At 53.5% G+C, this 13,496-nt stretch carries 10 protein-coding genes; 6 read left to right on the forward strand and 4 right to left on the reverse strand.

The window, feature by feature from the left end; genetic code table 11:
- The 5 genes from HMPREF1207_RS26740 to HMPREF1207_RS26760 all read left to right on the forward strand — a co-directional run bounded on the left by HMPREF1207_RS26740 (position 1) and on the right by HMPREF1207_RS26760 (position 7,469).
- Positions 1-603: a TetR/AcrR family transcriptional regulator gene (locus HMPREF1207_RS26740; protein WP_009673877.1), complete on the forward strand. Its 603-nt coding sequence runs from the start codon at positions 1-3 to the stop codon at positions 601-603.
- 303 nt (positions 604-906) lie between these two features.
- Complete coding sequence (locus HMPREF1207_RS26745; RefSeq protein ID WP_016424172.1) at positions 907-3,327, forward strand: glycosyl hydrolase family 18 protein; 2,421 nt, start codon at positions 907-909, stop codon at positions 3,325-3,327.
- A 254-nt stretch (positions 3,328-3,581) separates the two neighbouring features.
- On the forward strand, positions 3,582-4,313 hold the full coding sequence (locus tag HMPREF1207_RS26750; RefSeq protein WP_009673909.1) for a phosphonate ABC transporter ATP-binding protein: 732 nt from the start codon (positions 3,582-3,584) through the stop codon (positions 4,311-4,313).
- A 114-nt stretch (positions 4,314-4,427) separates the two neighbouring features.
- A complete protein-coding gene (ilvD, locus tag HMPREF1207_RS26755; RefSeq protein WP_009673633.1) occupies positions 4,428-6,113 on the forward strand; it encodes a dihydroxy-acid dehydratase in 1,686 nt (561 codons plus the stop codon).
- Positions 6,114-6,557: 444 nt separating this feature from the next.
- On the forward strand, positions 6,558-7,469 hold the full coding sequence (locus tag HMPREF1207_RS26760) for an acetamidase/formamidase family protein (protein WP_009673820.1): 912 nt from the start codon (positions 6,558-6,560) through the stop codon (positions 7,467-7,469).
- Between the two features lie 185 nt (positions 7,470-7,654).
- Here HMPREF1207_RS26760 and HMPREF1207_RS26765 read toward each other — a convergent pair whose 3' ends face one another.
- Both HMPREF1207_RS26765 and HMPREF1207_RS26770 read right to left on the reverse strand, forming a co-directional pair.
- On the reverse strand, positions 7,655-8,524 hold the full coding sequence (locus HMPREF1207_RS26765) for an AraC family transcriptional regulator (RefSeq protein WP_009673892.1): 870 nt from the start codon (positions 8,522-8,524) through the stop codon (positions 7,655-7,657).
- Positions 8,525-8,660: 136 nt separating this feature from the next.
- On the reverse strand, positions 8,661-9,266 hold the full coding sequence (locus HMPREF1207_RS26770; RefSeq protein WP_009673876.1) for a TetR/AcrR family transcriptional regulator: 606 nt from the start codon (positions 9,264-9,266) through the stop codon (positions 8,661-8,663).
- Positions 9,267-9,470: 204 nt separating this feature from the next.
- Here HMPREF1207_RS26770 and HMPREF1207_RS26775 point away from each other — a divergent pair, with 204 nt between their 5' ends.
- Entirely contained in the window at positions 9,471-10,685 is a 1,215-nt protein-coding gene (locus tag HMPREF1207_RS26775) for an MFS transporter (RefSeq protein WP_009673844.1), read from the forward strand.
- 59 nt (positions 10,686-10,744) lie between these two features.
- Here HMPREF1207_RS26775 and HMPREF1207_RS26780 read toward each other — a convergent pair whose 3' ends face one another.
- Both HMPREF1207_RS26780 and HMPREF1207_RS26785 read right to left on the reverse strand, forming a co-directional pair.
- Complete coding sequence (locus HMPREF1207_RS26780; RefSeq protein ID WP_009673685.1) at positions 10,745-11,185, reverse strand: hypothetical protein; 441 nt, start codon at positions 11,183-11,185, stop codon at positions 10,745-10,747.
- Between the two features lie 26 nt (positions 11,186-11,211).
- Entirely contained in the window at positions 11,212-13,446 is a 2,235-nt protein-coding gene (locus tag HMPREF1207_RS26785; protein ID WP_016424173.1) for an MMPL family transporter, read from the reverse strand.
- Positions 13,447-13,496: the final 50 nt, after the last annotated feature.

The raw sequence follows: 13,496 nt of genomic DNA on the forward strand, positions 1-13,496 counted from the left end.
ATGTCACCTAGAATCGGTCTCGATGAACAAACGCTTCTCAGAGCGGCTGCCGAGCTGGCCGACGAGCAAGGTTTTGAAGCCGTCACCTTGGCTTCGCTGGCACAGAAGCTCCATGTGCGTTCGCCTTCTTTGTACAATCATATTGAAGGACTTGGCGCACTGAGAGCCAAACTCGCTCTCTACAGTCTGTCGATTCTTCACGGCGACTTGGCCGCTGCCGTCGAAGGATTGGCAGGCGATGAGGCCGTCTTTGCCCTCGGGGAAGCTTATGCGGCCTTTGCCCGCAGACATCCCGGCCTTTACGAAGCCACTCTCCGCGCACCCGACCGGAAGGAGAGCGAGCTGGAGCGTATTTCGGCCGAGATTGTCCGCCTTATCGTCGGAGTACTCGGCTACTACGGACTGGAAGGGGATTCGGCTATCCACGCGACAAGAGGGCTTCGCAGCATTTTGCACGGCTTCTCGTCCATCGAGCGTTCCGGAGGCTTCGGAATCGCGCTTTCGGTGGAGGTGAGCCAGAAGCTGCTTATCTCCGCTTTTCTGGCCGGCATTCATGTGATGAAACAAGAAGAAACCGGGCGGCCGAATCCCGCTGCCAAATAGAAAGTTCTTCCTGATGCGGCCGAATCCGATCCGTATATCCGCTTTATAAAAAGGAGCCTTCCGGGCTTCTTTTTAATTTCCAGTAAAATGGATATAATTCCCCCTCCATGATGCGAATGTCCCCCTTGTGGAAAACGCTTCCATATTTAAAAATAGGATCATGGCTTCTGCGCCCACACCGGTATAAGCTCCTTAAATTCCGGGAGTTTTTATACAATTTACAGGAAAGGAGACGAAGAATCTTTACGCCTGCCAGGGAAGGCAAGGACCGCACAAAACTTAAATAGTGGAAGGAGTTATTTTATGCACGCAACGCAAGCGTACGGTAAGAAATTACTCCCATTGCTGCTGCTGGTCACTTTATTGCTCAGTTTACTTCCCCTCTACCCCTCGACATCATCGGGAGCGGCCGCCCAATGGGCGCCGAACACGGCTTACAAAGCGAAAGATCTTGTTTCCTACAACGGTGTTACGTATGAATGCCTGCAGCCTCATACTTCCTTGAACGGTTGGGAGCCTCCGAACGTGGCTTCGCTGTGGAAAAAATCGGAGGACCCTACACCGAGTCCCAGCCCAAGTCCAAGTCCCAATCCGAGTCCCAGCCCTAACCCAAGTCCTAGCCCTAATCCAAGCCCTAATCCAAGCCCGAGTCCAAGTCCTAGCCCAGGTACGGGAGCACCCGCTTGGCAGGCCGGAACCGCCTATAAAGTAGGCGACCTCGTCACTTACAACGGCAAGACGTATAAAGCCCTTGCAGCTCATACCGCTCTTGTGGGCTGGGAGCCGGCTACGACGCCGACGCTCTGGAAGCTCGATACGACGGATCCGACCAAGCCTGAACCGACGACGCCTTTCTGCGCGCCGGATTGGAGCGCTTCGAAAATTTACGCCAAAGGCAAAATTGTCGGTTATAAAGGAAAGGCATACAGAGCCATTTCCGATGTACACGGCATTGCGCCGGACGACACCATCTATAACATGTGGGAAGTAGCCGGCAAAATCAGCAACGATCTTTGTCCGGTGTCCATCCCGAACAACATAGATTACGGCACGGCGAACCCGGGAACCGGCAACACCAACGCCGGCAAAATTAACCCGACGGGCGCAATCGGCGCCGGACATCCCGTCTCCGGCACGGGAACGGGCGGCACCAAAGGCGGCATCGATCCCGCCACCGATCCCGGCGGCAACCATCCCGGCTTTGACGCCGATACGGGCGGACGTGTCGCCAAGCTTCCGTCCGGCACCCTGCCGCTGCAGCACAACACCTACGAAATGAGCGCCGGCCAGGAAGTCGTCGAGTATCTCGGTGACTGGGCCATTTACGGCCGCCGGTTCGATTTCAGCAAGCTTCCGGTGAAGAACGTGAACCGGCTTGTCTACGGCTTCGCGGGCGTCTGCTTCCCGGCTGCCCAGAACACGCAGGACCCGGGCTTCCCGACCACGGCGCCGGCATCGGTCAACCGGACGTGCAAGCAGAGCAACCTGCCTGACGGAGCGATGGCTATCGCGGATTTTGAAGCCGCTTTCTTGCGGACGCTTCCCGGTCAGACAGGCGGCAAAATTACGGGAACCGAGAGCATGTACGATCTCGATCCGAACGATGTCGCAGGTGTCTTCGGCGCGCTCTACCAGCTCCGCAAAACGAACCCGAACCTGAAGCTGGATCTCTCCGTAGGCGGCTGGACGCTGAGCGAAGGCTTTCCGTGGATGGCTTCCGATACGACGCGCCGCAAAGCGTTCGTCGATTCCGTCGTCCGCTTCCTGGAACAATTCGGCTTTGACGGCGTCGACATCGACTGGGAATATCCCGCTTCCGACGGTGCCGTCATAGGGATGGCACGCAAGGACGATCCCGAGAACTACATCAAGCTTCTGAAAGAACTGCGGGCCGGTCTCGACTGGCTCACTAAGAAAACCGGCAAAGAATACCGCCTGTCGAGCGCGATTCCGGCTACGGAAGAAAAACTGGCCAAGATCGACTGGGCCGAAGCGAGCAAATACCTCAACCGTCTCTATGCAATGACCTATGATCTGAGCGGAGCCTGGGAACGGGAGCTTGGCCATCACACGCCGCTGTATCCCAACCCGAATTCCAAGGACCCCGCAACGGGCAAGCATGTGGATCTTTCTCTGGATACAACCGTCAAGCTGCTTAAAGGATACGGCGTTCCGGCCAATAAAATCATGATCGGCATCGCCAACTATCACCGCTCCAAAGCGATGAAAAACGGAGACATTACGGAATACACGAACGGTTTAATCGGTAAATCGACGTTCGGAGACCTGGCCTGGAAAGGCAAAAGCCTGATCCTCGGCATCGCCGGCGTAGGCTCATGGGAAGCCGGAGTCGTCGAAGGTTACGACCTTTATCAGAATTACCTGGATAAAGATCTGAAGCCTAAGAACGGCTATAAGCTTTACACCGACAAAGCGGCCAATGCCGATTATCTCGTGAATCCGATCGGCTCGTTCATCACCGTCGAAACGCCGCGCACCGTCGCGCTTAAGACGCAGTATGCCAAGGACAACGGGCTTGCCGGTATTTTCGGATGGCAGCTTGAGCAGGACAACGGCTATAACCTCAACGCGCTGAACCATATCCTGGGCAATAAGCTGGTCAGCGATGTTTCGGACGGCAAGCCGAAAGATCAGATTGCGGTGTGCGGCCAGAACGTTACCGCCGCCGAATGCGATCAGCTTAACGCAAGTTTGAAAAAGTAAAGGAAGAAGTACGTTTTCCGTGATATTCCGGCGATCCGGCCGGTTAATCCGGGAAGCTAAATGTTCATAAGTGGTAGCTGCGGACCCTTCTGCGGATGTCATCTTTCGGACACCGGCGGGAGGGTTTCGCACGTCCGCCTGACGAAACGATTCCTCATCGACCGTGTTTTTGCTATAATAGGTGAAACTAGCAAAGGCTGACGCACGCAGTTGTAAGCGTGTGCACCTAACGGAGACGAGGGAGCATACGGCTGATGTTGACGATACGCAATTTGACCAAGAAGCTGACCACGGGACAGGAGATCCTTTCCAAAATATCGCTACAAATCGACGAAGGCGAGCTGATCGGGCTTGTCGGCGCAAGCGGGAGCGGAAAAACGACCCTGCTGAAGTGCATCGCTTTGCAAGAAAAATGGGACGACGGCCAGTTCATTTATAACGACCGGGACATTACGTCGCTCGGGATCGCCGAGAAGTTCAAGCTGAAGCGGGATTGGGCGTTTATCGAAGAAAGCCCGGCGCTGGACCGGAAGCAGACGGCCGTCAAGAACGTGCTGAAAGGACGGTTTTACGAAAAGTCCGTCATGCGCGTGTTAACCGGCACGAATGCCCGGGACGAGCATGTGCTTGCCATGGACTATCTGGAGAAAGTCGGCCTGCTCGATAAAGCCGAGAAAAAGGTCGAGGATTTGAGCGGGGGAGAGCGGCAGAGAGTTTCGATCGCGCGAGCGCTCGTGCAGGGCGCGAAAATTGTCATTGCGGACGAGCCGGTATCCGGTCTCGATCCCGAAGCCGCCAACAGCGTGCTGAAAGATTTGCGCGAGCTATGCAAGCGGGAGAAGGTAACGGTCGTCTGCTCCCTGCACAACGTGGAGTTCGCGGAGCGGTATGCCAGCCGCATTTGGGGCCTCGCCGGAGGGAAGATCGTTCTGGACATCGCGGGCCGCAAGCTCTCCTCAATGGAGCGCGCAAAAATTTTCGATTGATATTTTTCGACATTCCTTTGTAAAAAAGATAGGCAAAAAAGGATTATCCGTGATACAATTCCTTTTAATGCAGTAAAACGGCAATGCACTTGATAGAAGCGGGAGGAATCATAGATGGCTAAACAAGGCATGAGAAGCGATATGATCAAGAAGGGGTTCGACCGGGCGCCGCACCGCAGCCTGCTGCGCGCGGCTGGAGTCAAGGAAGAGGATTTCGGCAAACCGTTTATCGCGGTGTGCAACTCTTATATTGATATCGTACCGGGTCACGTTCATCTGCAAGAATTCGGTAAAATCGTTAAAGAAGCTATCCGCGAAGCGGGCGGCGTGCCATTTGAATTCAACACGATCGGCGTGGACGACGGCATCGCCATGGGCCACATCGGCATGCGTTATTCCCTTCCGAGCCGCGAGATTATCGCGGACTCTCTGGAGACGGTCGTTTCCGCGCACTGGTTCGACGGTATGGTGTGTATCCCGAACTGCGACAAAATCACTCCGGGCATGATGATGGGCGCTCTTCGCGTCAACATTCCGACCGTATTCGTAAGCGGCGGCCCGATGAAAGCGGGTAAAGACAGCAACGGCCGTTCGATCTCCCTGACTTCCGTATTCGAAGGCGTCGGCGCCTACCAGGTAGGTAAAATCGACGATAAAGCTCTGCTTGAGCTTGAACAATACGGCTGTCCGACATGCGGTTCCTGTTCCGGCATGTTTACGGCGAACTCCATGAACTGCCTGTGTGAAGCGCTTGGACTGGCTATGCCGGGCAACGGCACGATTCTCGCCGTATCTCCCGAGCGCAGAGAGTTCGTGAAACAATCCGCGACGCAGCTTATGGAGCTGATCAAGCTCGATCTGAAGCCGCGCGACATTGTCACGAAAGAAGCCATCGACAACGCGTTCGCGCTGGATATGGCAATGGGCGGCTCGACGAATACCGTTCTCCATACACTTGCTCTCGCTCATGAAGCGGGATTCGAATATCCGATCGAGCGCATCAACGAAGTGGCGAACCGTGTGCCGCATCTGTCCAAAGTCGCTCCGGCATCGGACTGGCACATCGAGGACATCCACGAAGCCGGCGGCGTAAGCGCGGTTATAAACGAGCTTCTCAAAAAGCCGGGCGCTATCCACGGCGACTGCATCACCGTAACCGGCAAGACGCTTGCCGAGAACGTGGCCGGCGCGGAGATTTTGAACCAGGATGTTATCCACACGCTGGATAACCCGCACTCCGAGCGTGGCGGCCTTGCCGTCTTGTTCGGCAACCTGGCGCCGAACGGCAGCATCATCAAGGTCGGCGCGGTGGACCCTTCCGTAGGCGGACGCCATGTCGGACCGGCCATCTGCTTTGACTCCCAGGACGATGCGCTGTACGGCATCGCTAACGGCAAAGTCAAAGAAGGCCACGTGGTGGTCATCCGCTACGAAGGACCTAAAGGCGGCCCTGGCATGCCGGAAATGCTTGCTCCGACTTCGCAGATCGTCGGCATGGGCCTCGGTGCCAAAGTCGGCCTGATCACGGACGGCCGTTTCTCCGGCGCATCCCGCGGAATCAGCATCGGCCACATTTCGCCGGAAGCGGCCGAAGGCGGACCGATCGCCTTCGTTCAGGACGGCGACATCATTGAACTGGATCTGATCGAGCGCAAAATCGAGCTGAAGGTCAGCGACGAAGAAATGGAAGAGCGCCGCAAAGGCTGGAAAGAGTTCGAGCCGAAAGTGAAAACCGGCTACCTGGCCCGTTATTCCAAGCTGGTAACCAACGCCAGTACTGGCGGCGTCATGAAGATCTAATCGCACTTATTTATATCAATCGCACCCGCTGCGCTCTTATGGCGCAAACCGGACGTGAAGGAGCCCCGTTGCTAAACGGGGCTCTTTTTTTAAGCAAAAAATAGTTTCGACTCGTATGAATTTCGTTATCTTGCTTTAAATCCCATCCCGGATAAATTGACGCTTGTCAGAACAGTAATCGGGAAGCGATATACGAATACGGACTGGAGATTGGAATTGTTTGAGGAAAAAAACGGGCGGTAACTATATAAGTTGAACGAATGGTTTTTTTACATGAAAGTCTGACGCAAAGTCGATCTTCGCAAATGTCCATCACGATTATGTTCGCCATTAACGATTGCATGCTGTTAGCGGTTGCCCTTATACTGAAAACACCGAAATTGTCGATGCTCTCAAGCAAAGTGAAAGCCAAGGAAAATTCCTCGATCTAAAGGAGGCGAAACGATGGCTGTACACCACTTTCAACCCAAGCATTACCATAACACCATAGGGGCACACGAGCCCGTACTCAAAATTGCCGACGGCGATTCCGTCGTGACATCCACAGTAGACGCCAGAGGCTGGGACTACAGAGGGGAAAGCGTGGCCGGGCGCGGCAATCCGATGACGGGACCATTCTATGTGGAAGGGGCGCAGCCCGGCGATACGCTTGCCGTACGGCTTGAGTCGATGGTGCCGAGCCGGGATTGGGGCTGGACGTTCAACGTGCTGGCGCCGAACGTCGTCGATCCGATAGCTGCCGCAGCTTTGCCGCCATTCGACATTGTGCGTTGGTCTGTGGATGCTGAGCAAGCTTTGGTTGTTTTGGAAAAGCCAACGTCCGGCTTGGCCGGATTGAAGCTGGAAGCGCGCCCGTTTCTGGGCTGTTTTGGCGTTGCTCCTCCGAAAGATCAGGCGATTTCAACGGCAACGAGCGGGGAATACGGGGGGAATATGGACTATAAAGGCCTTATAGCCGGTGTTACCGTCTATTTTCCGGTTTTTGCGGAGGGGGCGCTCTTCCATCTTGGGGACGGGCATGCCGCTCAAGGCTGCGGGGAAATTGTAGGCACCGGTGTGGAAATATCGCTCGACGTCCGCTTCACTGTTCAGGTATTGAAGGGGAAAACGATCGGTTGGCCGCGAGGCGAATCGGACACGCACTGGTTTTGCATCGGCAACGCCAGGCCGCTTGATCAAGCGCTGCAGCATGCAACGACGGAAATGCTGGCTATGCTGACGAAAGACTACGGCCTGACTGTCTCGGAAGCAAGCCTGCTCATGGGTCAGGCTGTGGAATACGAGGTGGCCAATGTGTTCAACTCCGCCTACAGCGTCGTTTGTAAAGTTCCCAAAGCCGTGCTGTCCATGCTATAAAAGAACTGTTTATCTGACAAATTGGCGATCGCTCTACGGTATAGAACCGAGAACAAATATGCAGCCGTCGCTTTGACGCTCGTTCGATTGTATATCGGAATGTGAAAAAACAGTAGTTCAACTTATATAGACACAAAAAAGAGGCCAAATTATTGGCCTCTTTTTGCATCGTTCTTAATTAAATCTTACTGTTTCACAACAGGGACCCATATTTCGCTTCGGTAGGTCGGGGAACTGGTGTCTTTGCTTTCGTTCCATAACAGTTCCGGTCCCTCTGTACTTTCATAGCCGGAGGATGGAAACCACTCGGAATAAATACGGCCCCAAACATTTTGAAGCGTCTCCGGGAAAGGTCCGACCGCTTCGAATACCGCCCAGGTGGAAGCTTTAACTTCCAACTGTGTCAAGTGATCCGGGCAGTCCTTCGTCGTTGCCGCGCCGATATAATGATCGAGTTCCCCGGATTCCAGGCGTCCTTCCGAGAAGTTTACGGATGCGCTGATGAGCCCGGAAGGCTCCACGTTTGACAATGATTTCAGCAGCGTGATCGTTTCCATATTCAAATTTCCCCACATAGCGGCGATCTCCGGGTTAACCCCGTTATAGATCAAGGGTACCCTTTTTTTCAACCCGACGATCCGGAATGCATCCTTTTCTACCAAACGATAATTCATTTCGCTTCCTCCTTGTATCGTTAATTGGAAGGTCATGCGGGGGTAAGCTTTCAAAGATTGTCCACGAGTACGCGCTTCGGAAGGATTAATCCCGTGTAGACTGAGAAATGCCCTCGCAAAAGAATCCGAAGAGCTGTAGCCGTATTTAACGGCCACATCCAGCAGTCTGAGGTCCGTGTTGGCCAGCTCGAAGGCTGCAAGCGTAAGACGTCTGCGGCGGATATACTCCGAGAGCGTAACTCCCGCAAGTGTCGAAAACATCCGTTTGAAATGATACTCCGAGCATACCGCGAGTCTGGCGACTTCTTTGAAATCAATGTCATCCGCAAGATTTGCTTCGATGTACGCAAGGGCACTGTTCATCTTTTCAAGCCCGTTCATGCTCATGACCTCCTTTCAACTTTACAATAGCAGAATCCGATTTTTCGCATCCGACAATTCGTGCCCCGTATTGCAGGGGGTGCAAAAAGCCGGCCGTCCTTGAAAGGAGCGACCGGCTGAAAATCTGGCGGGCTTTTCAGGCTTTCGGCAAAAAGAGCTGAAGCAAATTGCGGTGCAGGGGAGTGCCCGTAAAATAAATCCCTCTTGTCTCCGCAAGCAGTACGGCCTGGATCATATTCATAAAATAAAAGGCCAGCTCTCGTGGATCTCCTTGGATAAATTCACCTTTCTCCTGACCTTCCCGGAAAATACGGGTGAGCAGTTTCAAATTGTCACCGATGCTTGTGCGTACGGAAGTTTTCAGCTGGTCCGACACGGAATCGGACGTAAGAATCTGATCGGCGACGACCTGGTAGAACACGGCGTCGTCCCATCTTTCGCTGTAGACCTGATCCAGCAGCCAAGTCAGCTTCTCGTAGGAAGAAGCATCCGGCAACCTATGCGCCTGTTCGAACAGCGCCGTCAGGATGCACAGATTTTTCTCTACGATCGAAATATAAATTTCTTCTTTGGACTGAAAATAGTTATAAATAAGGCCGTGGCTCATGTGGGCTTTATGGGCGATATCCGAAATCTTCGTGGAGCTGAGCCCGTTTTTGGCAAAGAGCTCGACCGCCGCGGATAAGATCTGGTCACAGCGTTCTTTACGGATTTCCTGGTCTCTTTCTGGATTTCTCGGCAATCTTTTCACCTCGGTTAAGCATTAAATACCAACCTTATCATAGGAATGAGATTTGTTCAAAGTCAAGCCTGTCCCGGAGAGTTATCTTATAAAAAAAACTTTACAACTTTACAAATTGACTAAAAGTTAATCTGTGCGCTATACTTCTGTAATACAAAAAGAAGCAGTTACCCTTATATAAGGATAGCTGAAGGGAGAATCCAAATGAGCACAATGAAAAACCGCCGCTCGCCGTTGGTCATCTTGATGATCAATATGTTTATCGCGATGCTCGGTATCGGACTTATTATTCCGGTCCTGCCTGAATTTTTGAAAGAATTTGGTCTCGGAGGCAAAACAGCGGGCTATCTCGTAGCGGCCTTCGGTCTTACTCAGTTTATTTTCTCTCCGATCGGGGGAGAGTGGTCGGATAAATACGGCCGCAGAATAATGATCGTGTCCGGTCTGGCGCTGTTCACGGTCTCTAATCTGCTTTTCGCCATGGCTTCCGAAGTCTGGATGCTTTATGCTTCCCGTCTTATCGGCGGTATCGGTGCGGCTGCCATGATTCCATCTATGATGGCGTACATCGCGGACATTACAACCGACGAGAAACGCGGAAAAGGAATGGGGATGCTCGGGGCGGCCATGTCGCTCGGTTTCGTTATCGGACCCGGCATCGGCGGGTTTCTGGCGGAACTCGGTTTGCGGGCTCCGTTCTACGTGTCGTCCGCGGTCGGCGCTTTGGCTATGATCGGTTCCCTGCTTGTTCTGCCGGAGTCGCTGTCCAAAGAAGAGCTTGCCGCTAACCGTTCGTCTCAGGTGAAGAAGGAAAGCATTTTTATCCAGCTGGGACAGTCGTTCAAAGCCCCGTACTTCATCCTGCTGCTGCTTGTATTCGCCCTGACCTTCGGTCTGGCTAACTTTGAAGCGGTGTTCCCGCTGTTCGTGGATAACAAGTACGGTTACACAGCAAAGGATATTTCGATTCTGATTACCGTCGGAGCGTTGATCGGCGCCGTTATTCAGGCGATGCTGATCGATAAGCTGATCCGCCGTTTCGGAGAGAAGAAGCTCATTAACTTGACCTTTATCCTGTCGGCACTGTGTCTGATTCTGATGCTTCTCTCGGGCAACTTCTGGTATATACTCGTGATTACCATGCTGTTCTTCACCTTGACTTCCATCATGCGCCCCGCAATCAATACACTCTTGTCCAAAATGGCGGGAGATGAGCAGGGCTTCGTCGCTGGTATGAACAATGCTTACATGAGCCTCGGGAATATTTTCGGGCCTGCCATCGCGGGTATTCTGTTCGACGTACAAATTAACCTCCCGTATATGTTCGGTGCGGTTATCCTGGTCATTTCTTTCATCATTTCGACCTCCTGGAGCAGTAAAAACAAACGCAAGCTGGTTCCGGCCGGCGGATCTAATTAAAAGGTAAACAAAAAAACGCCGTAATAGGCGTTTTTTTTGTTTTTCACGAAAAAGCCGGTTTACAGCTTCAAGCTGACGACAAGAACAACCGAAACGATCAGGAACATGAAGACTCCCACCATGCTGAGGTAGCCGGTTAATCGGACGGAAGTCCCGCCCGCTGAGTTCAACCGTTTGTTCATTTTGCTGCCCAGTACGGCTGTAAAGATGACTGCGAGCAGAATGATCGTGCCTCCGCCTTTTTCCATCACTTGAAGCCAGAACGGCTTTCCGGAGCCGAGGCCCATTTGGAGAATGAGGTAAACACCGCTGAGAAGAACGAGAATCGAGCTGGGATGAGCGATTCGTCCGAATACTCGGATCGTTTTTCCGGCGAGACTGTTTGCATCGGGTGTACCCAGTTGTTTTCTCAGCAAAAGCATGGTGACAAGAATACCGAGCAGAGCACCCAGCCAGCCAAGTAAACCCGTTATATGAAGAAATAACATCCATCCGAACATGTCAAAAGCTCCTCCTGAGTTTAGTTTTATTGCCGGGGCGCAGTGTGATCTTTCAAGGTTTCGCGTTTCATCGCGCTGTTCTTGCGCTCCCCGGCAAACACGAGCAGAGCGGGTAGAAGCATGCCCCGGACCAGGAACGTATCGAGAAGAATGCCGAGGGCCATCGTCAACCCGAACAGAAAGAGCTCCTGCAGCGGCTGGGTTATGAGCACCGTGAAGGTGGCGGCCAAAATGAGGCCGGCGGATGAGATTACTCCTCCCGTCAAAGCGACGCCGCGGCTTACGGCTTCTTTCCAAGGGTACCGTGCCGCCTCTTCTTTGATCCGCGATACGAGCATGATGTTGTAATCGACGCCCAGCGCGATCAGGAATACGAAGGTGTATACCGGCAAGCGGTAGCTGATGGAATCATAACCCAGCACGAAATGAAAGATCATCCACCCGAGGCCGAGTGTAGCCGTGTAGGACAGCAGCATCGTGGCGATCATGGTGAGCGCATGTTTAAACGATTGGGTCTGAATGAGCAGCATAATCGTAATAAAAATCGTGATCAGAGAGAAAAGAAGAATCGTATCCCGCTTGTTCATATTCCTGACATCGAGCTGCACCGCCGTTTGTCCTGCGTAATGCAGGGTAAACTCGGACGGATTCAGTCCGCTTTTCTCCAGAAGCGCCGGACTGCTGCCGCGAAGCAGACCGATCAGATCGAGCGAGACCGGTTCGTACGGATTGCTCTCCAGCGTCAGCTGCAGTTTCATGGCGGTTCCATCCGCAGATAACACCTTTTTCGGAAGCTGCGCACCGCTTGCGGATATAGCGGGCGTAATCTCCGGAGAGACGGCGTTCACGCCCGGCTGATTTTTTAAGAGGCCGGTCAGGGCGGCGACCTTCTCGTAAAAGGCGGCGTCAAGCGGCAGCCTTTTCTCCGAAGTTAAAAGAACCGATACCGGAGCGAGCTGTCCCGGCGGGAATTTGGTTTCAAGAATCTCGAAGCCTTGACGGGACGAAGTACTGTCCGGAAAAGATTTCAAGAGATTAAACGAATATTTCATCGAAGTAACGGAAAGCGAAGACGCGAGCAGGGCAAGGAGTAGAACGCCTGCCGTTAAACCGGGCTTTCGCGTAACGAATCCGCCCATCGAAGCCCAAAACCCCCTTGCCTTGCCCGCTGAAGATTTCGAAAGCTTCGGAACAAAAGGCCAGAACGCTTTCCGGCCCAGCAGGGCAAAGACAGCGGGGATAAGCGTAAGGCCGCCGAGCATGATAACGGCCATGGCTGCCGAGAAAACGGGCGCAAAATGGTGATACGGCTTGAAAACGGCCGTAAACAACGTGAGCATGGCGATAAGGACCGTTCCGCCGCTGAACAGGATCGGCTCAGCCACCCGGCTGAGGGCATGCTGCATGGCTTCGTACTTGTCCGCGGACGTCTGGAGTTCTTCCCTATAGCGGGTTAGTACGAACAAGCAGTAATCGGTCAGCACGGCGAAGAGCAGGATCATCATGATGGACAGTGCCTGTTTGTCGACGAGAAACCAGCCGTATTTCCCGGCAAGGCCGAGTATCCGGTCCACGACCATGTAGACCATACCGGAAATGACCAGGGGGATAACGGCAAGAAGCGGAGACCGGTAAATGATCATGAGAATCACCAGAATCAGGCCGACGGTAGCGAACATGAGGACGAAGTCGGCGTTCTTGAAGAGGGAAGTGGTGTCTGCCGCGATGCCGGCCGGGCCCGTGATCTTGAATTCGAGCGAACCGATTCCCGTCTGTTCGACGTGCGTGCGGATTTGCTGCAGCCCTTCGTATATCTGTCCGGATTCCAAATCCTTATGGAAAGCGGCGTTCAGCAGGATTGTCGTTCCGTCATCGGAAAACATCTTGTCCTGGACCGCTTTGGGCAGCGTGTGAAAAGGGAGCGCACCGGCAATCTGCGGCGGTTTGCCGTCAGAGGCCAGCCATTCGCTGATAGCGGCGATCTTCGATCGCTCTTCCGCGGTAATCGAATTTTTGCCGTGAAAAACGAGCAGCGCCGTCAAACCGTCCTCGGATGGAAATCGCTCATCCATCATTTTTTGAGCTTCTTCCGAAGGCGATTGACTAAAGGCGCTGCCTTCTCCGCTGCTTACGGCAACTTGTTTCGATCCCGGCGCAGCCAGGCTGAGTGCTATGATCGCGATTATCCACAGGGCGGCCACGATTTTAGCCCCTCGGGGGGAGCTCACGGCGCGCGCGAGTTTGTTCCACGGGTTGTTCATGATGCTCATAACCTCCTGTCCTTATTCTCAAAATGAATTGTAGGACAGGA

The sequence above is a fragment of the Paenibacillus sp. HGH0039 genome (assembly GCF_000411255.1).
GTDB lineage: Bacteria > Bacillota > Bacilli > Paenibacillales > NBRC-103111 > Paenibacillus_F.